This is a genomic window from Fictibacillus nanhaiensis (assembly GCF_042686385.1).
Lineage (GTDB): Bacteria > Bacillota > Bacilli > Bacillales > Fictibacillaceae > Fictibacillus > Fictibacillus nanhaiensis.
This window is the reverse complement of the sequence record NZ_JBHUPF010000006.1, coordinates 2,752,499-2,776,343: the sequence shown is the minus strand read 5'-3', so window position 1 is coordinate 2,776,343 and position 23,845 is coordinate 2,752,499. Positions and strand designations below refer to the sequence as shown.

General features: G+C 37.9%; 27 protein-coding genes and 2 pseudogenes. 22 read left to right on the top strand and 7 right to left on the bottom strand.

Annotation, left to right across the window (positions count from 1 at the left end; genetic code table 11):
- Window positions 1–121: 121 nt before the first annotated feature.
- On the bottom strand, window positions 122–553 hold the full coding sequence (locus ACFS5O_RS17880) for a DUF4395 domain-containing protein (RefSeq protein WP_205725749.1): 432 nt from the start codon (window positions 551–553) through the stop codon (window positions 122–124).
- Window positions 554–693: 140 nt separating this feature from the next.
- Here ACFS5O_RS17880 and ACFS5O_RS17875 point away from each other — a divergent pair, with 140 nt between their 5' ends.
- On the top strand, window positions 694–1,146 hold the full coding sequence (locus ACFS5O_RS17875) for a PaaI family thioesterase (RefSeq protein WP_318300177.1): 453 nt from the start codon (window positions 694–696) through the stop codon (window positions 1,144–1,146).
- Window positions 1,147–1,216: 70 nt separating this feature from the next.
- Here ACFS5O_RS17875 and ACFS5O_RS17870 read toward each other — a convergent pair whose 3' ends face one another.
- Window positions 1,217–1,711, bottom strand: coding sequence for a peroxiredoxin family protein (locus ACFS5O_RS17870; protein WP_205725750.1), 495 nt, complete (start codon window positions 1,709–1,711; stop codon window positions 1,217–1,219).
- Between the two features lie 304 nt (window positions 1,712–2,015).
- Between ACFS5O_RS17870 and ACFS5O_RS17865 the strand changes: the two genes are divergently transcribed.
- From ACFS5O_RS17865 to ACFS5O_RS17850, 4 genes are all read left to right on the top strand, one after another.
- Complete coding sequence (locus ACFS5O_RS17865; protein WP_205725751.1) at window positions 2,016–3,176, top strand: S8 family peptidase; 1,161 nt, start codon at window positions 2,016–2,018, stop codon at window positions 3,174–3,176.
- Between the two features lie 352 nt (window positions 3,177–3,528).
- Window positions 3,529–4,530: a S8 family peptidase gene (locus ACFS5O_RS17860; RefSeq protein ID WP_205725752.1), complete on the top strand. Its 1,002-nt coding sequence runs from the start codon at window positions 3,529–3,531 to the stop codon at window positions 4,528–4,530.
- Between the two features lie 40 nt (window positions 4,531–4,570).
- Entirely contained in the window at window positions 4,571–4,741 is a 171-nt protein-coding gene (locus ACFS5O_RS17855) for a hypothetical protein (protein WP_205725753.1), read from the top strand.
- A 245-nt stretch (window positions 4,742–4,986) separates the two neighbouring features.
- Window positions 4,987–6,090 (top strand): MBL fold metallo-hydrolase, encoded by a 1,104-nt coding sequence (locus tag ACFS5O_RS17850; RefSeq protein WP_205725754.1) that lies wholly within the window; start codon window positions 4,987–4,989, stop codon window positions 6,088–6,090.
- Between the two features lie 45 nt (window positions 6,091–6,135).
- Here ACFS5O_RS17850 and ACFS5O_RS17845 read toward each other — a convergent pair whose 3' ends face one another.
- Complete coding sequence (locus ACFS5O_RS17845; RefSeq protein WP_318300178.1) at window positions 6,136–6,642, bottom strand: cupin domain-containing protein; 507 nt, start codon at window positions 6,640–6,642, stop codon at window positions 6,136–6,138.
- A gap of 425 nt (window positions 6,643–7,067) precedes the next feature.
- Between ACFS5O_RS17845 and ACFS5O_RS17840 the strand changes: the two genes are divergently transcribed.
- From ACFS5O_RS17840 to ACFS5O_RS17825, 4 genes are all read left to right on the top strand, one after another.
- Window positions 7,068–7,646: a thioredoxin family protein gene (locus ACFS5O_RS17840; RefSeq protein ID WP_318300179.1), complete on the top strand. Its 579-nt coding sequence runs from the start codon at window positions 7,068–7,070 to the stop codon at window positions 7,644–7,646.
- Between the two features lie 73 nt (window positions 7,647–7,719).
- Window positions 7,720–8,652 (top strand): CobW family GTP-binding protein, encoded by a 933-nt coding sequence (locus ACFS5O_RS17835; RefSeq protein WP_205725755.1) that lies wholly within the window; start codon window positions 7,720–7,722, stop codon window positions 8,650–8,652.
- A gap of 584 nt (window positions 8,653–9,236) precedes the next feature.
- Window positions 9,237–9,887: a hypothetical protein gene (locus tag ACFS5O_RS17830; RefSeq protein WP_379839516.1), complete on the top strand. Its 651-nt coding sequence runs from the start codon at window positions 9,237–9,239 to the stop codon at window positions 9,885–9,887.
- The gene (locus ACFS5O_RS17825) at window positions 9,862–10,428 is read left to right on the top strand and encodes a hypothetical protein (RefSeq protein WP_205725757.1); all 567 of its coding nucleotides are present in this window, start codon (window positions 9,862–9,864) and stop codon (window positions 10,426–10,428) included. Before ACFS5O_RS17830 ends, ACFS5O_RS17825 begins: the two co-directional genes overlap by 26 nt.
- A gap of 219 nt (window positions 10,429–10,647) precedes the next feature.
- Here the strand turns inward: ACFS5O_RS17825 and ACFS5O_RS17820 are convergent, their stop codons facing one another.
- On the bottom strand, window positions 10,648–11,325 hold the full coding sequence (locus ACFS5O_RS17820) for a haloacid dehalogenase type II (RefSeq protein ID WP_205725758.1): 678 nt from the start codon (window positions 11,323–11,325) through the stop codon (window positions 10,648–10,650).
- A gap of 126 nt (window positions 11,326–11,451) precedes the next feature.
- On the opposite strand from ACFS5O_RS17820, the gene ACFS5O_RS17815 reads away from it, so the two are divergent.
- The 6 genes and pseudogenes from ACFS5O_RS17815 (at window position 11,452) to ACFS5O_RS17790 (ending at window position 15,892) form a co-directional block, all read left to right on the top strand.
- A complete protein-coding gene (locus ACFS5O_RS17815) occupies window positions 11,452–11,790 on the top strand; it encodes a LapA family protein (RefSeq protein ID WP_205725759.1) in 339 nt (112 codons plus the stop codon).
- A gap of 140 nt (window positions 11,791–11,930) precedes the next feature.
- Window positions 11,931–12,913, top strand: a pseudogene (locus ACFS5O_RS17810) (LacI family DNA-binding transcriptional regulator).
- 90 nt (window positions 12,914–13,003) lie between these two features.
- Window positions 13,004–13,150: pseudogene (locus ACFS5O_RS17805) on the top strand (carbohydrate ABC transporter permease); the annotation flags it as partial.
- Window positions 13,151–13,360: 210 nt separating this feature from the next.
- Complete coding sequence (locus ACFS5O_RS17800) at window positions 13,361–13,963, top strand: biotin transporter BioY (RefSeq protein WP_205725760.1); 603 nt, start codon at window positions 13,361–13,363, stop codon at window positions 13,961–13,963.
- Between the two features lie 16 nt (window positions 13,964–13,979).
- A complete protein-coding gene (bioB, locus tag ACFS5O_RS17795) occupies window positions 13,980–14,966 on the top strand; it encodes a biotin synthase BioB (RefSeq protein WP_205725761.1) in 987 nt (328 codons plus the stop codon).
- A 128-nt stretch (window positions 14,967–15,094) separates the two neighbouring features.
- Window positions 15,095–15,892 carry a mechanosensitive ion channel family protein gene (locus ACFS5O_RS17790; protein ID WP_205727234.1) on the top strand — a complete coding sequence of 266 codons (798 nt, stop codon included), beginning with the start codon at window positions 15,095–15,097 and terminating at the stop codon, window positions 15,890–15,892.
- Window positions 15,893–15,925: 33 nt separating this feature from the next.
- On the opposite strand, the gene ACFS5O_RS17785 is transcribed toward ACFS5O_RS17790, so the two are convergent.
- A complete protein-coding gene (locus ACFS5O_RS17785) occupies window positions 15,926–17,410 on the bottom strand; it encodes a potassium/proton antiporter (RefSeq protein ID WP_205725762.1) in 1,485 nt (494 codons plus the stop codon).
- Between the two features lie 259 nt (window positions 17,411–17,669).
- On the opposite strand from ACFS5O_RS17785, the gene ACFS5O_RS17780 reads away from it, so the two are divergent.
- Window positions 17,670–17,834, top strand: coding sequence for a Fur-regulated basic protein FbpA (locus tag ACFS5O_RS17780; RefSeq protein ID WP_318300180.1), 165 nt, complete (start codon window positions 17,670–17,672; stop codon window positions 17,832–17,834).
- 138 nt (window positions 17,835–17,972) lie between these two features.
- Here ACFS5O_RS17780 and ACFS5O_RS17775 read toward each other — a convergent pair whose 3' ends face one another.
- Window positions 17,973–19,376, bottom strand: a complete 1,404-nt coding sequence (locus ACFS5O_RS17775; RefSeq protein ID WP_205725764.1) for an alanine/glycine:cation symporter family protein — start codon at window positions 19,374–19,376, stop codon at window positions 17,973–17,975.
- Between the two features lie 293 nt (window positions 19,377–19,669).
- Here ACFS5O_RS17775 and ACFS5O_RS17770 point away from each other — a divergent pair, with 293 nt between their 5' ends.
- The gene (locus tag ACFS5O_RS17770; protein WP_318300181.1) at window positions 19,670–20,218 is read left to right on the top strand and encodes a class I SAM-dependent methyltransferase; all 549 of its coding nucleotides are present in this window, start codon (window positions 19,670–19,672) and stop codon (window positions 20,216–20,218) included.
- A 52-nt stretch (window positions 20,219–20,270) separates the two neighbouring features.
- Here the strand turns inward: ACFS5O_RS17770 and ACFS5O_RS17765 are convergent, their stop codons facing one another.
- Window positions 20,271–20,624, bottom strand: a complete 354-nt coding sequence (locus ACFS5O_RS17765; RefSeq protein WP_205725765.1) for a DUF2512 family protein — start codon at window positions 20,622–20,624, stop codon at window positions 20,271–20,273.
- Window positions 20,625–20,845: 221 nt separating this feature from the next.
- Between ACFS5O_RS17765 and ACFS5O_RS17760 the strand changes: the two genes are divergently transcribed.
- The 5 genes from ACFS5O_RS17760 (at window position 20,846) to ACFS5O_RS17740 (ending at window position 23,834) form a co-directional block, all read left to right on the top strand.
- On the top strand, window positions 20,846–21,082 hold the full coding sequence (locus tag ACFS5O_RS17760; RefSeq protein WP_205725766.1) for a hypothetical protein: 237 nt from the start codon (window positions 20,846–20,848) through the stop codon (window positions 21,080–21,082).
- Between the two features lie 101 nt (window positions 21,083–21,183).
- Window positions 21,184–21,948, top strand: coding sequence for a Nif3-like dinuclear metal center hexameric protein (locus ACFS5O_RS17755; protein ID WP_379839511.1), 765 nt, complete (start codon window positions 21,184–21,186; stop codon window positions 21,946–21,948).
- Between the two features lie 144 nt (window positions 21,949–22,092).
- A complete protein-coding gene (locus tag ACFS5O_RS17750) occupies window positions 22,093–22,653 on the top strand; it encodes a tyrosine-type recombinase/integrase (protein WP_205725768.1) in 561 nt (186 codons plus the stop codon).
- 22 nt (window positions 22,654–22,675) lie between these two features.
- Window positions 22,676–23,584, top strand: coding sequence for a YitT family protein (locus ACFS5O_RS17745; RefSeq protein WP_379839509.1), 909 nt, complete (start codon window positions 22,676–22,678; stop codon window positions 23,582–23,584).
- A 19-nt stretch (window positions 23,585–23,603) separates the two neighbouring features.
- On the top strand, window positions 23,604–23,834 hold the full coding sequence (locus ACFS5O_RS17740; RefSeq protein WP_205725769.1) for a hypothetical protein: 231 nt from the start codon (window positions 23,604–23,606) through the stop codon (window positions 23,832–23,834).
- The last annotated feature ends 11 nt before the right edge of the window (window positions 23,835–23,845 follow it).

Here is a 23,845-nt window from a genome sequence, read left to right as displayed (position 1 = left end):
GGGTAAGGTCATCGCAGAATTTGAATGGGGTAAGGAACCTACGCATGCTAGACAAAGCTTTGTGATTAAAGCAATAAAAAAAGAAAGAACCATTCGCAATAAAAAGCGAATGGTCTTTTTGTTATTTTGAGTCTAAAGTTCTTTTATAACGATATTGCTGCCATCTGAACCTAATAAAGCAACCGATACAAAAGCCAAGTATAGCTACGATAGAAGCTGTTGCAACCATAATCGTAGCGATCCATGCGAGAGTTTCCCAACCAAGTACATAACTTAGAAAACCCACTGCTAGTAGCGATATAGCAATCAACTGATTAAACTGTTGCTGGTCTTTATCTTCTGGAATGTACGCAGAAGGATTCTTTTTTAAAAATAAGGTGGCAACTTTCATCACAGGATTGTAATCAAAAAACATTCCTAGAAGGCCGGCACCTAAAGGAAGTAATAAGAACCATGGTTGACCAAATAGCCAGGTAGCTAGTGTAGATAAAAAAATGAACCACTGATTTGTTCGAACTAAAGGTCTTGGAATGGAAATGGAAGAGTGAGACAAGTTAATCCGACCTTTCTTATATGTTTAGTTCCTTTATTGTAAATGTATTCGTACAGAATGTGAAGTGTTAATCCTTATATAGGTAAGAAGAGAAGGGGATAATCATTGAACCCAGAATGTCTTATAGTGAGGTGATAAATATGAAAACCATAAGAGATGATCGGGAAGTACATATTCAGTTTAGAGAGGAGATTAAGGAAAAGCTCCAAAATGACACTTTTGCAAAATGGTTAGGTATCGAATTATTAGAAGTCGGTCCCGGTACAGCAGAAGCACAGATGACAATCAATGAAAATATGTTAAATGCTCATGGAACAGCACATGGAGCTGCTTTATTTGCCATTGCAGATTTTGTCTTTGCTGTAGCATGTAATTCCTATGGAAAAACAGCAGTCGGACTTTCTGTTAATATTGGATATCTCGCTGCATGCCAAAATGGGGACAAGGTTACGGCAAGAGCTACAGAGATCAAACGGAATCATCGAACCTCTTGGTATGAGGTGAGAGTGGAAAACGATGAAGAACTTCTTGCTCATGTAAGTGCTCTATCTTATCGGAAGAACGAATATTTTGTAGGAACAGAGGATGATTAAGCGGAAGATTTCAACAAGCTAAATGTAAAAGACGACGAAATCAGGGCAACCCCTGACTTCGTCGTCTTTTTTATCTTAATGTTTTCTTAATATATTTGATTGTCTTTCTTAAATCTTCAGCAGTAGGCCTTCCAAATGGTCCAGTTTGAATATCAAAGTAGACAACTCGTTTTTGATCATCTACTAAAAATAATGCGGGTTCTCCATGCTCACCATGATCGTCATATAGTTTTCCGTTATGATATTGGACGCCGTACGGTTCTCCCGCAACACGGTCTACATCACTAAAAACCGGAAAAGAAAGGGAGTGTCTGTCCTTCATCTTCTTTAGGTTTTGCTCTTCATCAGTAGAAATCGCGATGATGTGGGTGTTCAATTCTTTGAACGTTTCACTATTTTGCTCTAACTCTTTCAGTTGATCGTTACATACGGGGCACCATTCTCCCCGGAAAAAGACGAGTAGGTGAAAACGGTCATCTTTTTCAAGGTGGCTGTGAAAGGAGAAAGATTCTCCACTTTCGGTTCTTAATGTAAAGTCAGGTGCTGTGTCTCCTGTTTGTAACATGAACATCCCTCCAATAATAAGTCTCTTCTCTAGCTATTCCTCTTGCAGAAAATTTTAAACTCTCTAGCTTTTAGATTCTAAAAAAATCACTCTTCATACTAGGTCATATCTACGTCTAGATGAGGAAAGAAGTAATAAAAAAAGAGGTGGATTGATGACTTTGTTCCTATTTTAAGTTAAAACTTTTAAAAATTAGTAGTTTATATTTGTTTTTGTTAGAATAGTAAAATTCTTCTTTATTTTCTGTAAAAAGGCCTCTATATTAGAAATTGTAGTTCAACACCAAATTAGAGGAGTGAAGTAAATGATTAAGAAGATTGCCACGATGGCAGCGGTTTTACCATTAGTAGTTTCTCTTGCAACTCCAGCGGCAGCTGCAAAAAGCACAGAGGTGAAAGCGAACGTTACACCTCAAGAAATTATCGTAAAATTTAAAGACAACGTGTCAGAGTCAAAAGTAAAGTCTTTAGCAGTAAAAGGGAAAGATGAAGTAAAAGAAAAAGGTCCTAAGTTTCATGTAATCAAAGTTAAAGATGGAAACGTAGATGCAGCCATTGCAGAATATGAAGCGAGTGGAGATGTAGAGTATGCAGAGCCAAACTATACATACCATGCGAGCTGGACTCCAAATGACACGTATTTCTCAAACGGAGTACAATATGCACCTCAAAAAGTAGGTGCTCAATCAGCTTGGGACATCACACGCGGTTCATCTACTACAAAAATTGCAATTATTGATACAGGGGTCGATTACAATCACCCTGATCTAGCTGGTAAAGTTATTAAAGGATATGATTATGTAAGTGATGATTGGGATCCAATGGATCAGAACGATCACGGGACACATGCTGCAGGTATCGCAGCAGCTGCAACAAATAACGCGAGAGGTATCGCAGGAATGGCACCAAACGTATCCATCTATGCTGTACGTGTATTAGATGCGAACGGAAGTGGATCTCTTGATGATGTTGCTAACGGAATCTATCATGCTGTAGATAACGGAGCAAAAGTAGTTTCACTTAGCCTTGGTGGACCTGGTTCTGCTACTTCATTACAAAACGCAGTAAACTATGCCGTTTCTAAAGGAGTAGTTGTAGTTGCCGCAGCTGGTAACGAAAACACTTCTGCACCGAGCTACCCAGCCTACTATTCTGGTGCGATCGCAGTAGCTGCAACTGACCGTAATGACGTTCGTGCTTCGTTCTCCAACTATGGATCTTGGGTTGATGTTGCTGCTCCTGGTGTAGACATCGCTTCTACTGTACGTAATGGAGGATATGCTTACATGTCTGGTACTTCAATGGCTTGTCCTCTAGTTGCGGGTGTAGCAGGGTTACTTGCTTCACAAGGAAGAAGTGCTGCTAACATCCGTGCTGCTATTGAGAACACGACTGATTATGTTTCTGGAACAGGATCATTGTATGCAAAAGGTCGTGTAAATGCATCTAAAGCTGTACGTTACTAATTCGTACACTTATTAATTTAAAAACTCCCAAGACGATCTCTAGTCTTGGGAGTTTTTATGGTCCATAGTTTAATAGGACTAACAAAAATTGTCGAGTGATGTTGGAATTTAAGGATAAGGACATATGTTCGTATTGCGTAAAATGTCGATGTAGACTTAATAGCTCATTTTTAAGACAGGACTTGTGGTAACTTTTAACAGTTTGGTAGAATAGTAATAAGTTCAACAACTAGAGTCTTCATTTCTTACAAGTCTTGCCACCTATTAGAAAGGAGGTTCACCATTTCTTTTGTCTTTTTCAAGAGTCACTTGTTTTACAAACATTCTTTTATAATTAAAGGAGGTAATGAAGATGAGTGAAGTCTGTTTGATCCCGTTCGTGTTAGAAGAAGTGATAGAAGAATCAAAAGAAGAGATTCCATACGGAGTCGAGATGATCAACGCTCCTGCGTTTTGGCGTGAAGGTGAAAGAGGACAGAGTGTAGTCGTTTCTGTACTAGATACTGGCTGTGATACTAGTCATCCCGAGCTAGCTGAACGAATCATCGATGGTCGGAATTTTGTTGATGGGAATGAAGATGATTATCAAGATGCGCATTATCATGGGACACATGTGGCAGGTACGATTGCAGCTACATTAAACAATGCGGGTGTAGCGGGTGTAGCGCCAGATGTGAAACTTTTAATCTGCAGAGTTCTTGGTAAAGATGGCGGTGGGTCGTACCAGGGAATCATCGATGCGATTGATTACTCGGTAAAATGGAGAGGAAAAAATGGCGAAAGAGTGCGTGTGATCTCTATGTCACTCGGTGGACCGACAGATGTACCTGAGTTACACGAAGCGATTCAACGAGCCGTATTGGAAGATGTGCTTGTTGTCTGTGCAGCAGGTAATGAAGGAGACAACAAAGAGGATACGAATGAGCATGCATATCCTGGGGCGTATAAAGAGGTAGTTCAAGTCGGGGCAGTCGATGCGAAAATGAAACTTGCTCCGTTTTCAAACACGAATGATGAGATTGATCTCGTTGCTCCTGGCGTTAATGTTGTTTCTACCTATCCAGGAAATAAATATGCTAAGCTGTCTGGAACTTCGATGGCGACACCTCATGTATCAGGAGCAGCAGCATTATTGATCGAACGAGAAGAAAAATTGTTTGGCCGTGAACTTTCTGAAGCTGAGGTTTACGCTCAATTAGTAAAAAATACGTTAAGTATCGGATTAACAAAGAAAGCAGAAGGAAATGGATTGCTAGTATTAAATGCACAAGAAAAGGCAGTTTGCGATCAGGAGAGTTTAAAGGTGATGAGAACTCCTATTGAAACGGCTGCAGCGAAAGAGTCAGAATCATAAAGTTTGCCCCGTTTCTTAGGAAGAAAGGGCGTGTATGGGGATGGCGTACAAGATTATGGCGTTGTTGATCAGCTTTGCAACTCTTTGTATTAGAATCTATGAAGAGATGAGCAGACGTGCAAAGAACCGAGCAAAAGAAGAAGAGCTACAAAAGAAAAAGAAAAGAAAGCGAAAGAAAGCTGTTCAGAAAAAGGAAAAGGATAGTGCTTAAATGAATAGATGGAATAAAAGCTGATTCTGTGAAATCTAGTATATTCACATGAATCAGCTTTTTTGTCGTTATTAGTACTAGTACTCTAAAAAAGCCCATCGATGCTCCTTAAAATAGTTGATTTCCACTCCAGGTCCCTCGCTGTTCATGGGGAACAAGTTTTCAATTCTTACTAGAAAGTTGCTTCTATGATTTGAAAAGGAGTAATATATGAGCATTACTGTAAAATAGAGAGGAACGTAACTATGCTTTTATTAGGCATTCTACTTGTAATCGTAATCGTTGTATTTTTATTTATGATGTTTCATCCGGTTTTTGGAAAAAAACCTTCAAAACATGATAGGAGCACCTATGAAGCATTTACACACTATCAAAAAGGTGTTTTTACTAATCAAATAGAAACAGTGATGACAACCGATCTACGCTCTATGCTCCCTGTATTAAAAGAGTTTTTAAAAGGAAATCCGAATCGTCAGCCTAAGAAAGCTATTCCTATAAATGCACTGCAATTAAATAAAAAAATAAGCGAAGAAACAAGGGTAACGTGGTTTGGGCATTCGGCTTTATTAATAGAAATGGACGGGAAACGCATCCTCATTGATCCGATGTTTGGTTCTGCACCATCACCCATTCCATGGTTCGGAAACAAACGTTACAGCAAAAAACTGCCGTTTAAAATTGAAAGCCTTCCCAAAGTGGATCTAGTGGTTCTATCACATGATCATTATGACCACCTTGATTATGGAACCATTAAACAACTAAAACAAAAAGTGAAACAATTTGCAGTTCCACTTGGTGTTGCTGGACATTTAAAGAGGTGGGGAGTGGAACCAGAACGTATAAAGGAATGTAACTGGTGGGATGAGATACAAACCGCAGGATTTTCATTAATCTGTACGCCAGCACGACATTTTTCAGGAAGAAGTTTAACGGATCGTAATACTACTCTTTGGAGTTCTTGGGTTATACGAGGAAAGAGTGACAAGATTTATTTTAGTGGTGATAGTGGGTATGGGCCACACTTTAAAGAGATTGGAGATCAATATGGACCGTTTGAACTTTCGTTGATGGAATGTGGGCAATATCATGAGAAGTGGGCTGCCATACATATGATGCCTGAAGAAACTGTACAAGCTCATATTGATGTAAGAGGCAAAGTCATGATTCCTATCCATTGGGGAGCATTTACACTATCCCTGCATGACTGGACAGATCCTGTTGAAAGAGCGGTAAATGCTGCAACAAAAATGAATGTTAAAATATGTACACCTCAGATTGGTGAGACAGTAACACTTGGCTCAGAGTTTTTATCGAGCTCGAAGTGGTGGAGGAAAAATACGAATATATAAAAAAGAGTGCTCTTCACTTTGGAGGGCACTCTCTGCATATATTCTTTAACTTTTCCACAGTTCCATCAGAGGACCATCACTTCCAAAAAGAGGATCTTTATCAGGTAAAGGTACGAGCATAATATCATCTAATACAGCTGGTCGATCATTAGGTTCCCCTTTTTTTAAGTTGTGCTCCATACCGTTCGGGTACGCTCCAGCTACTTTGAAATCCGTGCTGCTTCCGATGCATTTATGTCCAGTACCAGCAGGGAGAACGATGACATCACCTTTTGAAACAGTAACAGACACACCATCCTCTCCTCCAAGAAGAAGAACAGCCTCACCGCTTATAACACCGAGAACTTCATGTGTATTGCTATGATAATGATGATAATCAAAAACACCGTTCTTCCAACCATTTGTCCAGCCGTTTTGTTCAAAAACGTCTAATGCATCCTGTGGCTCTTTTAATTTACCTACGTAAAGCAAAACGGGCAAGGAAGGATGATTCGGAATCTTCCCATCGTCTGTGAAGAATAAAGTTTTGACATCTTCGCTAAGCATTTTCATACCATATAACCCCTCCCCTTGTTTTTGTATCCATTCCCTTATTTTTATGAAAAGAAACCCGTCTTCTTTCGAAAAAAATTATAGAAGAAAAAAGAAAATAAGAGCAATAATGCGAAATTCCTCAATAAATGACGAAAACTTATGTGTGAAAAAAAGTTTCTTTTTATGTGAAAAGAGGTATTAGTAAGATACGGTATGATAAATGTTAGTGAAAGGTGGAAATCAGTATGAAGTACAAAGCGAAGGACTGGCTCCGGTTAACGCCGAATGAGAGATACCTGCTTTTATTCGCTGTTTCCCAACTCCAGAAAAAGCTCAGAGCAGGTTAAAAGAACTAAAAAAATAAATGTAAGGCGTTTTCGTTGCCACAACTCCCCCTTGTTTGGTTAAAATAAGAATAGAAGATAAACAGGGAGGAACACAGGATGATGACTGACCTCAATACATGGTTTGATAAAGGCATGACGCGCTATGCATATATCCATTCAATGAAAACACACAAGGACAACTTGCTGACGATATATAATTCATTCGTGCTACCTGAACCTATGAAAGATGCGTTGCAAGGCATCCAAAAAAACCGGTTGAGAGCAATCGTGATTACCGAAGATTGGTGTGGCGATGCAATGTTGAATCTTCCTGTTTTTATGCGCATGGCAGATGAAGCACTTATTGATATTCGCTTTATCTTACGCGACCAGCATCCGGAATTAATGGATCGGTACTTAACAGCAAAAGCAAAATCAATTCCTATCATCATCTTCATTGATGAGAAGGGAAAAGAAGTTGTAAAGTGGGGACCGCGTGCGCCGAAATTGCAACAAATAGTCGAAGAGCGCAAAAAGAAGATACCTTCAAAAGAGGATCCACGTTACGAAAAAGCCTTCAAGTTATTTGCTGATCGAATCTCTAGTTTGTTTACGACTGACCATGCACTTTGGGAAGAAGTAAGCCTTGATATCATAAAAAAATTATTAGCTAAACTAAATGTTAACAGCCTGTAAAACGGCTGTTTTTTTGTTTGTGTTAAAATAGAGAAATTGATGAAATCTATAGAAATGAAGTTCGAGGTGTACGATGAAAAAGAAAGCGAATGTTATCATTCTAGCTGGGTTTTTAGGAAGCGGAAAAACAACGTTGCTCAAACAGCTGTTAGCCTATGAAAAAGAGCAGAATCATAAAACAGCTGTGTTAATGAATGAAATCGGGAAGGTTTCAATCGATTCTGATTCTGTTCCAGAAGATGTCCCACTTAAAGAACTTCTCAACGGCTGTATTTGCTGTTCATTATCTGATCAGCTTGAAAAACAGCTTTTTGGACTTTGTAAGGAAAATGAACTTGACACTTTGATCATTGAAGCAACAGGTGTAGCTCATCCGGTCGATGTTCTTGATGCTTGTTTGTCACCGTATCTAATCGACGACTTACAGGTATCAGGAATCATTTCAATCATGGACGCACCAAGGTGGCTGGACCGAGAAAGTATGAATGTTCAGGCTAGAATGCTCATGCTTGAGCAGGTTAAGCACGCAGATTATATCGTGTGGAATAAAACAAGCGGTTTGACGGAGAAAGAGAAGATGCTGCTTACGAATGACGCAATAAGATTGAACGAAGGAACTCCATTTGCGTTAACAGATTTTGCGAAGGTAGAACTGTCTCAACTTTTTACACTTTCTTTAAAAAAACGATCAGAACATCAATCTGTATCCACTGATAAACTTAAAGTGAAAACATTTATCTTTTCATTTAAAGGATCTATCAATAAAGAGTTGTTTGAAAGCTGGCTACGAAACGTACCTTCATCGATCTACAGAATTAAAGGGTACATTCAATTTGTAAATCAAATTTATCTTTTTCAATACTCATATGGTTTGCCTACTTATGAGAAAGAATTGATGAAGATGCCGCTAAGACTTGTATTTATTGGTGAAGATCTTGATCCTGATCAGTTAACAAGAGGGCTGAGTGAAGTTGAAACAAAAAGTAAAGAGAGAAAACACTTGTGACTTTTGGGTTGCAAGTGTTTTTTTGCTTCGTTTAAATGGTTTTGTGAGTAAAGAGAGGATGATCGCGACTCACTGTTTTGGACAAATTTGCTCTATGAATACATGTTGGTCCATCATTTTTACAATTCCAGGATCGCTTTCAGACATACGAATAAAGCTATCAACTATATGCTTTTCATGCGTTAATAGGACAGCTTCAAGATGATGGTTCCTACAGTTCCCTTTTAGCCGATATATATATTGTTCAAGAGTACCCTGTTCTAGATTATGAAAATAACATCCGCAAGTTGGTATGTATGCAGCGACTCAGAGTGAGTAGGAATCACAAATTCTTGCTTACGTGGAAAATAAAAGTCTGTTTTCCAGCCGTATTTTTCTATCCTTTCAATGTGTTTTTTCGGTGTCAGAGCCAACGAGTAAGTATTTAAAAGTATGAAGATAATCACAAAAGAAAGAAAAAACATTCCTAATCCTATAAACCTCTTTTTGTTCAATGTAATCTCTCCTTTGTAAAGAAAATTAGTTTATTTTATGCTATTCTTTAATTATCATTATTTTCCAATTCTTATAATGAAGGAGGTATCATGATGACAATAAAGTTAAGGACTCATGACCATCGAAACATTCATTCTGAGATCTATAAAATGAAACCGGGGCCTGTTGCAGTCCTTGAAATACCAGCTATGAAGTTTGTTTCGCAAGAGATGAACACTGCCTATCATATGGATTGGGCAGGAAGGCCTGAGCCAATTGATCAGCAATGGGTTGTTTGGAAAGTGGTAAATCAGCTTAAACATTTAACAAAAAATCAGTTGAGTTATAAATTTACTTTAATGCCACATGAGATTCTTTGGCACGATAAAAATGATAGTAAATCCATTGCAACACAAATGATGCAAGTCCCCGATTGTATAACCGACGAATTATTCAATGAAGCATGTTTTAATGTTGAAAAGAGACTAGGAAAGAAACTGCCATCATTGAAACTCATTTCTAATGAGTCGATTACTTGTGTGCAAAAGTTACATATTGGTCATTATCAAAACTCGATTGAGGCATTAAAGGAAATAATGAGTTTTGCTGATCAAGAGAGTCTTTCCCTGAAAACAAGTTATAAAGAAATCTATTTAACTCCTGCGATGAAGTGTCATAAACCTGAAACATGGCAAACAGTTGTGAGTGTGGAGACTAGGAATTCAGGAGCAAGAGATGCATCAAGACAGAATAGAATTTAAGTTAAATGTAAAAGAAGATAATAAGACAACTAGTTTTACAATACGTATGTTATTTGCGTTGTTGATCGTTAGTTCTATTATCTTTGTTTTTGTAGACGTCGATGATCATAACGTTGAAACCCAAGGGATTGCAAGGCAATGGGGAAAGGCTGAATTGGCTAATAATGAATCCATGAAATACATATTACTCACCGATTCAGAAAAAAAGAAATACGTGGATATTATTTCAGAAACGAATAAAGAAGAACAACCTACATACTCATTTAAAGAGTTAGATCAGTTTGAATATCGTATAAACAGTAAGGAATATATTTACAAACTTCACTACTACAAAATGGAATCCTGTGCAGATTGTCAAAAAGATGTATGGGTTCGTATACAGAAAGAGGATAAAGGCTGGTTTGTAACTCACATCAACTTTTCTGAATCCAAAGCAGAACCAAAAATTCGTAATGAGGAAAAAGAGCAAATTCCTACTTCAGAAAAACAAGAAAAAGAGTTGGAAGAAAAAAAGCCATTCATTATGAAATGGATAAATTAACTTTTTAAAACAAGGAGTGCTTATATTGAAATATCGATATTGGGGTATTACATTCGTAATGATAGGTGCACTAATCATGTTAAGTTCTTTTATGATAGATACTGAACATGATAGGCTTATTCGCATAGGTGGGGGTAGTTTATTCTTCATCGGTACTCTGTTAATACCGGATTATATAGTCAATCCTAGAAGCCATACGAAAGATAGCTAAGAGCTGCCTCATTTTGAGCGCAGCTCTCTTTCGTTCAACAGATCAAGAAGGGATGAAAATATATAATGAGGTGTAATCCCGAGAACATCTAACGGTAGATTTCCTCGATTGATCCATGCAGTCTTAAAACCATATGTTGCTGCACCCGTTATGTCCCAAAAGTTAGAGCTCATAAATAGAATTTCATCACGGTTTATACCAAGTGTATGATGAGCATACTGATATGCAGCGGGTGCAGGTTTATATTGTTTAACATCCTCAATGGATAATAAATCTAGAACATCAGTCAGTTCTCTCTTTTTAACTAGTGGCTCAAGCATCTGATATGTTCCGTTCGAAAAAATAACTTGTTTTACATTTTTCTTATGGATCTCATGAAGAGTGTTGTGAACTTCTTCATAGACTTGCAACTCTAAATAAGCTTCCAATAAGGAACCAAGTGCATCTTCTTTGCATTGCAGAGAGAATTTTTTTAAAGTATACAAAAGAGCATTGCGGGTGATTTCGGAAAAAGGAATGTATTGGCCAGTTAGCTGGTGAAGCATAAAGTACTCTACTTGTTTTTTTCGCCATTCTTCACTAATTGTTTTACCATGCCCTTTAAAATGACGCTCGGCTTTTTCAGTTACCGAATGTACATCGAAAAGTGTTCCGTATGCGTCATAAACAAAAGCTTTAATCGTCAATGAAGCACCTCCTCATAGTATAAGGATACCCGAAATCATAACTGCTTAACTTTCAGAAAAATTTCCGTAAAAATTTAGGTGGAATTCCCTTTCAATGAGGGAATAGATAAGAATGAGGTGATAATAATGAAAATGCAATTGTATCTGTTATTTGGTTTTATCTTCGCACTAATCATTGCAACATTCGCCGTTATTAACGTCGGTGACGTAGAGATCAACTACCTCTTTGGAACTGCCAACTGGCCATTAGTACTCGTCATTTTAGGATCAGCCGTAATCGGCGGCCTATCCGTCGGACTGTTTGGATTGATTAAAGTGATTCAGCTGCAGCGACAAGTGAAAAAGCTGCACCAGATTCATAATGAAAAAGAATCTTGGAAAGAAGAGCCTGTTGCTGAACGTACTTCTGAACCCGTAACTCCAACAGAAGAAGTTCCTCATGAAAAAGTAGAAGAAAACAAGTAGATGCAAAAGAAACCCTGAAAGTAGTCTTGAAAGATTACACGCAGGGTTTTTTGCATGCTATAAAACGAATACTGGAAAGCGATACCAAAAAGCGTTAAGATAACAACTAATCAGTTCCAAAACGTTTTGGAGGATAATGTATGGCCACAATAAGAGATGTTGCAAAAAAAGCAGGTGTATCCGTAACAACGGTTTCCAGAGCGTTGAACGGCTACTCGGATGTGAGCGAAAAAACAAGAGAAAAAATAAAGATGATCGCTAAGGAACTTAATTATAGTCCTAGTTTACTAGCACGAAGCCTTGTAATGAAAAAAACAAAAACCATTGGATTGCTCGTATCTGGCCTTCGGATTGAAGGAAGTAAAGATAATTTTACCTTTGAGGTACTTTGCGGAGTAAATGACTGTGCTGGTGAATTAGGATATGAACTGGTTTTGATCAGTACTGATTCTAAGAAACAGCAGGAAAAAACGTATAACCAGTTGTGCAAGGAAAGAAAAGTAGAAGGGGTGATCCTACAAGGAATCAAGACGGATGATCCGTATTTAGACGAAGTATTAAAAAGTGATATTCCTTGTATTCTTATAGATATTCCGATAGAGAGTGATTCGGTTGGCTATGTAACAACCGACAATAAAGGAGGCGCAGAAACAGCGGTAGAACATCTCCTGAATTTAGGTCATAAACATATTGCGATGATTAATGGGCATAGTCAAGCTTTTGTCAGCAGAGAACGGTTAGCTGGTTACCAAGCGGCTTTGAATTGTATTTCTTTCAATGAAAGTTATGTTGTAAACGGAGCTTTTTTGGAGGATACAGCAGAACGGGAAACCACCAAACTATTAAAAGCATATCCTGAGATTTCTGCATTATTTTGTGCAAGTGATCTTATGGCAATGGGGCAATAAGAGCAGCGAAAAAGATGGGTAAAACACTTCCTAAAGATCTATCTGTTGTCGGATTTGACAACATTATCTTATCTGCTTATTCAACTCCATCATTATCTACAATTGCACAAGATCGATATCAACTAGGGTTTGAAGCGACAAAACTTCTTACAAATCTGTTGGAAGGGAAAGAAGTAGAAAAGATAAAAGTACTGCAAACGACATTTATAAAGTGAGAATCAACAATTGAAAACCACAAATAGTGGTTTTTACTTAGAATAAGACCGAAAACGTTTTGGATTCATATTATACTAATAATATCAGGAGGATTGAACTCGTTCAAAGGCCAGTTTATCTCTTTTTGGAACTATATTATGGCCGCATCGATGGTCTTTACCTTACCGATTATCGTCCTGTACGCATTCTTTAATCGATATTTTGTTAAAGGAATCAAGTTTACGGGAGATAAATAAGATTATTGAAGTCAAACTGCTTGAGGACGTTGAATTCAGCATACCGATAGCCAGTTGTGTAATTGTAAAAAGGAGTAAACCATTCTAACCATTTAGAATGGTTTACTTTTTTGAATATATGTTAACTTTAAATTATTTTAAGTTGACGTATTTGCCATCCTTCGCTATTCTAAAAGCGTATACAGAACTTATATGTGGAGGTTTGTGAAGATGACAGCACAAAGAAATGGCTTGAAAACGATTGATATTACGTTAGTCGGTATGTTTGTAGCGTTAATGGCGATTGGTGCGAACATCACGACCATGTTTCCGTTCATGGTGGTTGGGGGAGTACCGATCACGCTGCAGACCTTTTTTTGTATTCTAGCAGGAGCATTGTTAGGAAGCAGATTAGGTGCAATCTCGATGAGTGTATACGTACTAGTCGGATTAGTTGGAGCACCTGTCTTCGCTCAATTTAAAGGTGGCTTTGCAACCGTGATCAGTCCGACCTTCGGGTTTTTATTATCGTATATTCTTGTTGCTTTTCTAACGGGATTAATCATTGAAAAGAATGGTGGAAAAGCTTCATATATCGTAGCGACCCTTGTTGGAACAGCGGTTAACTATATTGTAGGGACAAACCTCATGTTCATGGCGTATAAAATGTGGGCAGATGCACCAGAAGGTTTCACGTACTCTATGGCATGGGCGTGGATGATGGTTCCTCTACCTAAAGATATCATTCTAGCAATTTGTGCAGGTATGCTAGCTCCGAGAATAAATTTTGCGCGTAAAAAGGCAATTCCTCAACGAACAAAACATGCATCATAAAGGAGTGTAGTTCATAATGATTTGGAATGCTCTTGCAAAAAAAGTTTTGAGTGGAGAAAAGATTACGAATGAAGAAGCTTTTGATATCTTAAATTGTCCTGATGACGACCTATTATTATTGCTGCATGGCGCTTATCAGATCAGAAAGCATTATTATGGCAATCTTGTCAAACTCAATATGATTATAAATACAAAGTCAGGCGCGTGCCCAGAGAACTGTGGCTATTGCTCACAATCTATCGTTTCGACTGCACCCATCGAGACTTATCGAATGATGGATAGTGATGAGATCGTAAAAGGAGCCGAAGCAGCGTATAACTTAAACGTTGGAACGTATTGCATTGTTGCTAGTGGTCGTGGTCCGACTAATCGTGATGTGGATAAAGTGGTTGATGCTGTCAAAGAAATAAAGAATACATATGGCATAAAGGTGTGTGCTTGCTTAGGGATATTAAAACCAGAACAAGCAGAGCGTTTAAAGGAAGCGGGTGTTGATCGATACAACCATAATCTCAACACTTCCGCTCGAAATCACGAAAATATTACAACATCTCATTCATACGATGATCGAGTGAATACGGTCAACATCGTTAAGGGAAGCGGTATCTCTCCATGCTCAGGAGTGATTATAGGTATGAAAGAGACGAAACAAGATGTTATTGATATGGCAAGAAGCCTTAACGTACTTGACGCAGATTCTATACCAGTTAATTTCTTGCATGCCATTGATGGTACACCGTTAGAAGGTACAGATGAGCTAGATCCACGCTACTGTTTAAAAGTACTTGCATTATTTCGTTATATTAATCCTACGAAGGAGATTAGAATATCAGGTGGGCGTGAGGTGAATTTAAGAAGTCTTCAGCCACTCGGTCTGTATGCCGCGAACTCCATATTTGTAGGTGACTATCTAACGACGAGAGGACAAGAGTCAACAGCAGATTATAAGATGTTAGAAGATATGGGCTTCAAGATTGATCGTACGCCTGTTATGGCACCATAGTTTTTTGTAAATGATTGAAAAGCCACTCGAAGCTTTGTACAATAAGGAGTATTCTATTGTACATCGTGGGAGTGGTTTTTTTGGAAAAATGGCAAAAGTGGCTGGAAAAAATAAACTGGGCTGAGATTATGCTTGCGGCTGGTTTATGGGCAGTGAAGTTTCTATTGATCATCGTCATGTTCTTGGTGATTCGTTCGATCGGTAGACGTGTGATCAACCGAATGTTTGATAAGGCAGCAACACATAGAAAGATGTCTTCAGGAAGAATTATTACGTTGCAAAAGCTTGTGGTCAACCTGTTTTCATACGTATTGATCTTTGTTTTTGCTGGTATTATATTTAAGCAGTTCGGACTTGAAATAGGTACTCTTATAGCAGGGGCAGGGGTAGTTGGATTAGCTATAGGCTTTGGAGCGCAGGGACTCGTAAGTGATGTTGTAACAGGTTTCTTCATTCTTCTTGAAAAGCAGATGGAGGTCGGAGACTATGTTACGATTGGCGGGGTCGATGGTATTGTAGAAGAAGTGGGTCTGAGAACGACTCACATACGAGCATTTGATGGCACATTGAACTATATGCCGAACCGTGAGATCAGTACGATTGCGAACCATACACGGGGTAATATGCGTGCACTTGTTGATATAGGTATTGCCTATGAAGAAAATATAGACAAGGCCCTCGTCATACTACAAGATGCTTGTGACAAAGTAAAAGAAAAGAATCCGAGTATAATGGAAGGTCCAAATGTGTTGGGTGTTCAAATGTTAGGATCGTCTGATGTGGTGATTCGAATCATTTCTAAGACGATTAACGGAGAACAGTGGGCGGTCGAAAGAGAGTTGCGTAAAGCTTTAAAAGAAGCTTTGGATGCTAATGGCATCGAGATTCCATACCCTCATCAAGTACAGGTAGAAAAAGGTGCATAAGAAAAGCCGGGGAAGAGCTTCCCGGCTTTTTCTTTAGTTCTTTTCAATGTTTTGTTTGGATAAATAATCCGTTACACTCTTCAGTTTTGTTTTATGTGCCATGATGTAAAGAATATCGTGAGCGTGAATCTCTGTTCTCCCTGTTGGTGTGATCAATTCATCGCCTCGAATCATTGCACTTACAATAGATTCTTTTGGTAAGGAAATTTCCTCAAGTGTCTGTCCGATGATTTTTGCATGATCGGGTACAAAGAATTCTACGATTTCTGCATTGGCTTTACCCATTGAAACAAGTTCTAAAACATGTGGGGATGTCGGTCTTTCTTTTTCCGTTAATTTTAATTTCTGAGCTACCCAAGGAATGGTTGATCCTTGGATGAGTGCTGATGTAAGAACAACGAAGAAAACCAGATTAAAGAGCAACTGGCTGTTCTCAACACCTTCAATGAGTGGGAACGTAGCGAGAACAATAGGAACAGCACCACGAAGACCAGACCACGAGATAAATATTTTTTCGTTTATTGAGAAAGCAGAAGTTGGCATACTTAGGAAAACACCAATTGGACGTGCGATAACAATAAGCACGAAAGAGATCATCAAGCCTTTCAGCATAATATCGATATGAAACAGCTCACTCGGAAAAACAAGTAAACCTAAGATCGCAAACATTAAAATCTGCATCATCCAAGCGAAACCCTCGTTAAACCTTACGATTGAATTTCTGTATGTAAGATGACTATTCCCCATAAACACAGCTGCAACATATACAGCAAGCAGTCCACTTGCTCCAGCAAGCATCGTAATCCCATATGTTAGGATAGCAAAAGAAAGAGCGAAAACCGGATAGAGTCCACTGGATTCAAGCCTAATACGGTTGATCGCATAAACGGTAAGCTTACCAAATATATAGCCAAATACAGCTCCCATACCCATCTGCCAAAAGAATGAGAAGACAAGTCCTATAATGGAAGTTGAGTCTTTTGTAAGCAGTTCAATAAAGGTAATCGTTAAAAATACTGCCATTGGATCATTGGAACCAGATTCTGCTTCTAATGTTGAAGAAAGCTTCTCTTTCACATTTTTTCCGGCCAAAACCGAGAAAACTGCAGCTGCATCTGTAGAGCCAACAATCGAACCGAACAAAAATGCTTCTAGCCAATTAACATCCAATAATAACTTAACAGACACCGCAACAACAGCTGTTGTAAGGAATACACCAAATGTTGCGAGTGACAGTGAAGTGGGTAGGACAGGTTTTACGCTCGTCCATTTTGTCTGAAGACCACCCTCAAATAAAATAATAATAAGAGCAATTACACCGACCAGCTGACTTAAGTGTGGATCATCAAAATATATAAAATTAAGTCCATCACTTCCTACAAGCATCCCTATTCCAATAAAAAGCACAAGGGCAGGTACACCAAAGCGTGAAGAGAACTTCGTAGTAATTACGCCTAGTAAGAGTAGAATGGCAAGTAAAAGTATAAAATAATCTATGTTTAAACCACCTTCAAACATAACAACTCTCCTTTTTCTATATAGGTCTGATGAGAAATTTAGCACACCATTTTCTTAGCAAATTTTTTACAGTATCGACGCCAAATATTGTCTTGAAACAATTGACAATTTAACCAAAAGCGGGTAACCTTGACGGAAGATAATGGTTAAAAAATACAACACCTTCGTCGTTTTTTTTACATAAACTATGAATGGAAGTTTTTTCTCCATCATTTCAGGGTAAGTAAAATGTTGAAGAGATTTACAGGAGGGATTGAACGTGTCAGCGGACCATCTAAAAAGAGAGAATTTAATTGCTGATCTATTGTTACATAATATCTATAAGACAGCAGATGGACGTCATTTATACGAACTTTCTTTGCAGGATCTTGAACAACAATTGAAGAATTTACTTTCCCCGCCTGCAGAGGAAAATGCAACTTAAAATAGGTTGAGTGATAAATGGTAATTATAAATGGGCTAACCATTGCCAGTTTATTGATTTGCTAGCAAATCTTCGTCAATTTTAAACTAACATAAATGAAAGAAGACTTCACTCCGGAAGTCTTCTTTCATTTTTTATTTATTTCTCTGTAGAAACTTCATCCCAAGCTTCTGTGTTTTTTAGTCCGATACTAGACGGTCGGAAAACGGGATCTTTACCTTCTTTCTTTTGTTTCAGGTAGTCCCCAAGTGCATCAAAAGCAATTTTCCCAAGCAATGCAATAGCGATTAAGTTGATGATCGCCATAAGTCCCATGAACATGTCAGCTAAACTCCAAACAAAATCAAGCGATGCAATTGCACCGTATCCAACCATAGCTACAACGGCTAAACGGTAGATAAACAACCACGTTTTGTTCGTACTGATAAACTCAATGTTAGATTCACCGTAATAATAATTTCCTACTACTGAACTAAATGCGAACAACATGACGATAATGGCTAAGAATGGGCCACCCCAAGATCCAAGTAAAGTGTTTAAAGCTTCCTGCGTTAAGATTATTCCATCCGCTTCCTTGGAGTCGTACATCCCTGATAATAGAATGATAAAAGCGGTAGATGAACAAATCAAAAGTGTGTCTACAAAAACACCTAGAGACTGAATCAATCCTTGTTTAACTGGATGACTCACATCTGCTGTAGCTGCTGCGTTCGGTGCACTACCCATACCTGCTTCATTGGAGAATAGACCACGCTTGATACCATTCATCATCGCTGCGCCCAATGCTCCTCCCGCTACTTCTTCTACACCAAAAGCTCCTTCAAAGATCATGCTAAAAACGGCAGGAAGTTCTGTAAGATTTGTAACCATCACAAACAGAGCTACAAGAATATAAAGTCCAGCCATGATCGGAACGATGATCTCTGATACTTTAGCGATTCGTTTGATTCCACCAAAAATGATAATTGCAGTTACAACCGCTAAGAAAATACTTACATAAACAGGTTTTATATCAAAAGATTGTCCAAATGCACTTGCAATCGTATTCGATTGAACAGAGTTAAAGGCAAGTCCGAACGTAATAGAAATTAAAATGGCAAAAATGACACCCATCCAACGAGCATTCAATGCTTTTTCCATGTAGTATGCAGGTCCACCACGGAAAGCGACTCCATCTCGAACTTTGTAGATTTGAGCCAACGTACTCTCTACGAATGCAGATGCAGAACCGATTAATGCGATGAGCCACATCCAGAAAACAGCTCCAGGTCCACCTGCCGTAATGGCAAGTGCTACACCAGCTAAGTTACCTGTACCTACGCGTGAAGCGGTACTGATACAGAAAGCTTGAAACGAAGAAACGCCTTTCTTATCAGCTTTTGCACCTTCACCCAAAAGCCTGATCATCTCTCCAAACATGCGGAACTGAACAAACTTTGTTCGAACCGTAAAATAAAGTCCTAACCCAATTAACATAACAATTAGGATATACGACCATAAATATGTGTTAACACTTCCTATGAAATTGTTGATCCAATCCATACATACACCTCATTTAATCTTTTGTCTATCTCAGCTGTACAACATTTTTTAATGTAACAAAACCTTACATAATAATCAATTATAATTTTTACCACTTTTGAATTACAGAAAAAAAGTGAAAAACTGCCGAGTTGTCGAATGTGCTACACATAAATATTCCCTGAAGTATGACTGAACAAACGAAATAAGTGGAAAAAGATTTCAAGCATTCCTTATTTTCTCACCAACAAAAGTTTACTGAATATACTAGATAAAATTGATTGTAATAATCGGAATTAGAGTAGGTGTTGAGGGTGGAAGGTGGAACCCCATTATTTATACAAAAGTTTTTTCAATCACCAAAACAAGTCGGGAGTCTTTTTCCAAGCTCTCTCAGCTTAGCTAAGAAGATGACCACTCAACTTTGCTGGGATCATATTGACATCGCTGCTGAATTAGGAGCAGGTACAGGAGTTATAACAAAACAAATTTTACGCAATATGAAGTCTAACTCAGAGCTTTATATATTTGAAAAAGATGATGAGATGAGAAAAAAACTTAAACTCTATTTTCCTGAAAGTACTGTCTGTGAAGATGCCCGTCACATTCTAACAAGCAGTGGAAAAGAGGAAGAATCATTGGATGCGATTTTCTCAGGACTTCCTTTTGCTAATTTCACTCGTGACTTGCAAAGAGAAATCGTTGAAGAAGTATATCGCGCGCTTCGACCAGGAGGAGTTTTCGTAGCATTTCAGTATTCTACTCAGATGAAAAGAACGTTTCTAGAGGTTTTTCGTACCGTTGAAATTGCGTTTGTACCCAAAAACTTCCCTCCTGCATTCGTATATACATGTGAAAAATAGCTAAAAACAGTAAAAGTGATTCGTTCGAATAAGAACGAATCACTTTTTTGTTTTATCGATATGAGTGATCCATGTGGTCAGAGATCAAATGCTTGTGAACCATTGCCTCCATGCATGTTACCAAGATGGCTACAAGGAACGATCCCCACAATGAGATGGTTACTCCAGGCAATACTAGCCCTAGTAGATAGACGAGTACAAAACTTGTAGCAAAATCAACGGTTAATTGTTTGCTATAAGTGATACGAGGAACCATTATATACTCTAGTAGTACACCAAGAGGAGCTAGTATAACAGTAATCCAAATGAATGGTTGAACAAACTCGAAATCAACACTTTTAAATAAAAAATTGGCTAATACAAGGGCGAGTGGAATACCTAAAATTTTTATCATCAAACTTTGCATGTTCATTTACTCCTTATCCTACTATATTTGAATAGTGAGGTAGTTCTTTTCTAATATGACTCAATCTTGCTAAGAGAACGTTTAAAACAATCTATAACAGAATGAACGTTCCAGCGAGGTTTTATACCTTGTTTAAAAAGTTATAAATGGGAGTGTCATAAAATAGCAAGAGAGTGGGTATTACTTCTGTAAGAAAGTAATGAACAAGGAGGCTAAGAGAAGTGGAATATTCACTCTATAAGAAGGACGGAAAGTTCCCATGTGATGTAACCGTTGATTATGACAATATGGTCTTTACAGTAAGAGATAGTGATACAACAGGTGAAGTATTTAACAGTGCGAGTGAAGTTGCTCAATGGATCAAACAGCATTGGTCTGTGGATCAGTTCCAAAGACCAGATGACTATTTTGATCTAATGAAGCATCTTGAAAGTTCGTTAGAGGATGAAACGAAATAAATACATTCAATAAGACCGAGGTTTGTTAACTTGGTCTTTTTTTGTAGCTGTATTTAGAAAATAATGTAAGAATGATAGAAATGATAAGTGTGGGGGATACCATGATGAAAACGAGTGATTTCGAAAAATTAATGCCAGAACTATTTGGAAGTTGGCTGCAGGAATTTGAAAACGAGGGAGAATATAGTTTTACACATAAACTCGAGAAAAAGATTAACGTAATCGCATATGCAACAAATTTAACACCAGAGACTGTAGAGAAAGCTCATAGAAGCGGGGCGGACCTCTTGATCACCCATCATGACGCTTGGGATTTTGTGTATGGAATGAAAGATGTTTGCGTAGATAGATTAAGAAAATATCACATTTCTCATTATTTCACTCATTATCCTCTTGATTTTGTAGAATTTGGAACGAGTACAGCACTATTCGAGCGCATTCATATTGATGAGATTACGACTGTATCCACATTTAAGGATAACCAAGAGTTTCCGGGTATCGGTGTTTTTCATACACCACTCTCTTTTATTGAACTAAAAGAACGTCTCGAACGTGTGATGGATGAGCCCATTAAAGCATGGGAGAATCATGATCGGTCCATAAAAAAGGTTGGTATTCTTACTGGGGCAGGAAACCAAACTTCACTCATAAAATATGCAAAGAATCACAATTGCGATGCATATATTACAGGAGAACAATCATTATATTCTGTACAATATGCGAAATTTGCAGGCATCCACTTTTATGTGGGAAGTCACACGTTTACCGAAATTTTTGGAGTAGAGAACTTAGTGGTTCGAATTCAGGAATTCTTTCCAGATGTAAAAGCGGTAAAGATTCAAGAAGATCATATGGAATCCTGCTAAGTTGAAAACCTTCTCTTTTAGGAGGTTTTTTCTTTTGGAAAAAGTAAAGATTAATAAAGGCTGAAAGTTGAGCATATGTTTTTAATGTTACATAACCCTTTGATATAATAGTATTAAGTAACATCATATAAGGTGGATATTCAGATGGAATATGTTGAAGCTTTAAGAGATATTAAAGAGATCAATGCGATTAAACGTTATTTAAAGAAAAACTCTGTACGTGATTATGTACTATTTGTTCTAGGCATCAACACGGGTTTGAAAATTACTGAACTGCTATGCATGCAAGTAAAAGATTTATTATCGGAAGATTTTATCGTTCATGATTTTTATTCTGTTCCTAATAAAGAAGGGAATAAAGAAGTTTTCTTAAACGAAACAGTGAAGAAGATTATTACTCAGTACGTTGAATGTGCAGATCTAAAGCGAGATGATTTTTTATTTTTATCTAAAAAAACAAAGTTGCCGATCACTCGACAGCAAGCATATCGAGTTATTCACCAAGCTGCAGAACATGCAGGGATAAAAGGTAAAATCGGTACAAACTCACTTCGGAAAACATTTGGCTACCATGCCTATAAAAGAGGAGTAGCCATATCTCTATTGCAAAGGCATTTCAACCATTCTAGTCCTTCTGAAACACTAAAATATTTAGGGATCTCTAGGGAAGATCTCATTAAAACACAGATTGACGTAAGATTATAAGGGAAAGCGTGGAGGTACACTTATGACAGGAGAAGCGATTACAAATACGCAAGCCATGGAACAGATTAAGAAACAACACCGAAAGCTAACGAAAGGGAAACTAGCGACAAGGGCCATCCTCATTACTTTCGGAGCCATCTTGATGGCAGTCGGACTAGAGATTTTTCTAGTACCCAACAATGTTATTGATGGGGGGATAGCGGGTATCTCAATCATGCTATCACACATTACAGGGTTGAAATTAGGTATCTTTCTATTCGCCTTAAACTTACCATTTATTTTTATTGGTTATAAGCAGATCGGAAAAACATTTGCTTTCTCAACATTATATGGAATTATCGTTCTTTCAATCGCCACAACACTATTGCATCCAGTTCCACCATTTACAGACGATTTACTTTTAGCAACTGTTTTTGGAGGTATCTTTATCGGAGTCGGGATCGGAATGGTAATACGAAGTGGTGGATCATTAGATGGTACAGAAATCTTAGCTATACTTTCAAATAACAAACTGCCTTTTTCTGTTGGTGAAATTATTATGTTCTTTAATATCTTTATTCTCGGTGCGGCAGGTTTTGTTTTCACATGGGATAGAGCTATGTATTCTTTGATTGCTTACTTTATCGCTTTTAAAACGATTGACTTAACGATTACAGGTCTTGAGGAATCAAAGTCGGCTTGGATCATCAGTGATAACCATAAAGAAATCGGAGACGCTATTCTTCATCGCTTAGGACGTGGGGTTACATACCTGAAAGGGGAAGGCGCGTATACGGGTGACGAAAAAGGTGTTGTCTTCTGTGTGATCACTCGTTTAGAAGAGGCAAAGCTCAAAGATATTGTCGATGAGTTTGATACAAGTGCCTTTTTAGCGATTGCAGATATCGCTGAAGTAAAAGGTGGTAGATTTAAGAAAAAAGGAATTCACTAAAGTACGAGGAGAGGTTTATATGTTTCGCAAGTTGAAAATTGCTATTTCTGCAGTCGTCTTATTACTTGCGGCCTATAGCATAACTACAGGAAATCTTGATATTACTCCTTTTACTTCTCTAGCACTAGCTTTATTATTACTTGTTATGGGATTTGAAGAACGGCATAAAAAGAAAAAGTGGATCAGCTATCTCTGTTTTTTTGCATTTGCAGTCAACTTTTATGTTTTTGTACAATCCTTTCTTATTTAATAGTAAAACGC

What these genes read in the sequence shown, in the direction of transcription:
- ACFS5O_RS17875 (WP_318300177.1), top strand. Translation starts at nt 694, where the DNA reads ATGAAAACCATAAGAGATGATCGGGAAGTACATATTCAGTTTAGAGAG.
- ACFS5O_RS17870 (WP_205725750.1), bottom strand. Translation starts at nt 1,711, where the DNA reads ATGTTACAAACAGGAGACACAGCACCTGACTTTACATTAAGAACCGAA.
- ACFS5O_RS17865 (WP_205725751.1), top strand. Translation starts at nt 2,016, where the DNA reads ATGATTAAGAAGATTGCCACGATGGCAGCGGTTTTACCATTAGTAGTT.
- ACFS5O_RS17860 (WP_205725752.1), top strand. Translation starts at nt 3,529, where the DNA reads ATGAGTGAAGTCTGTTTGATCCCGTTCGTGTTAGAAGAAGTGATAGAA.
- ACFS5O_RS17855 (WP_205725753.1), top strand. Translation starts at nt 4,571, where the DNA reads ATGGCGTACAAGATTATGGCGTTGTTGATCAGCTTTGCAACTCTTTGT.
- ACFS5O_RS17850 (WP_205725754.1), top strand. Translation starts at nt 4,987, where the DNA reads ATGCTTTTATTAGGCATTCTACTTGTAATCGTAATCGTTGTATTTTTA.
- ACFS5O_RS17845 (WP_318300178.1), bottom strand. Translation starts at nt 6,642, where the DNA reads ATGAAAATGCTTAGCGAAGATGTCAAAACTTTATTCTTCACAGACGAT.
- ACFS5O_RS17840 (WP_318300179.1), top strand. Translation starts at nt 7,068, where the DNA reads ATGATGACTGACCTCAATACATGGTTTGATAAAGGCATGACGCGCTAT.
- ACFS5O_RS17835 (WP_205725755.1), top strand. Translation starts at nt 7,720, where the DNA reads ATGAAAAAGAAAGCGAATGTTATCATTCTAGCTGGGTTTTTAGGAAGC.
- ACFS5O_RS17830 (WP_379839516.1), top strand. Translation starts at nt 9,237, where the DNA reads ATGATGACAATAAAGTTAAGGACTCATGACCATCGAAACATTCATTCT.
- ACFS5O_RS17825 (WP_205725757.1), top strand. Translation starts at nt 9,862, where the DNA reads ATGCATCAAGACAGAATAGAATTTAAGTTAAATGTAAAAGAAGATAAT.
- ACFS5O_RS17815 (WP_205725759.1), top strand. Translation starts at nt 11,452, where the DNA reads ATGAAAATGCAATTGTATCTGTTATTTGGTTTTATCTTCGCACTAATC.
- ACFS5O_RS17800 (WP_205725760.1), top strand. Translation starts at nt 13,361, where the DNA reads ATGACAGCACAAAGAAATGGCTTGAAAACGATTGATATTACGTTAGTC.
- bioB (WP_205725761.1), top strand. Translation starts at nt 13,980, where the DNA reads ATGATTTGGAATGCTCTTGCAAAAAAAGTTTTGAGTGGAGAAAAGATT.
- ACFS5O_RS17790 (WP_205727234.1), top strand. Translation starts at nt 15,095, where the DNA reads ATGCTTGCGGCTGGTTTATGGGCAGTGAAGTTTCTATTGATCATCGTC.
- ACFS5O_RS17785 (WP_205725762.1), bottom strand. Translation starts at nt 17,410, where the DNA reads ATGTTTGAAGGTGGTTTAAACATAGATTATTTTATACTTTTACTTGCC.
- ACFS5O_RS17775 (WP_205725764.1), bottom strand. Translation starts at nt 19,376, where the DNA reads ATGGATTGGATCAACAATTTCATAGGAAGTGTTAACACATATTTATGG.
- ACFS5O_RS17765 (WP_205725765.1), bottom strand. Translation starts at nt 20,624, where the DNA reads ATGCAAAGTTTGATGATAAAAATTTTAGGTATTCCACTCGCCCTTGTA.
- ACFS5O_RS17755 (WP_379839511.1), top strand. Translation starts at nt 21,184, where the DNA reads ATGATGAAAACGAGTGATTTCGAAAAATTAATGCCAGAACTATTTGGA.
- ACFS5O_RS17750 (WP_205725768.1), top strand. Translation starts at nt 22,093, where the DNA reads ATGGAATATGTTGAAGCTTTAAGAGATATTAAAGAGATCAATGCGATT.
- ACFS5O_RS17745 (WP_379839509.1), top strand. Translation starts at nt 22,676, where the DNA reads ATGACAGGAGAAGCGATTACAAATACGCAAGCCATGGAACAGATTAAG.
- ACFS5O_RS17740 (WP_205725769.1), top strand. Translation starts at nt 23,604, where the DNA reads ATGTTTCGCAAGTTGAAAATTGCTATTTCTGCAGTCGTCTTATTACTT.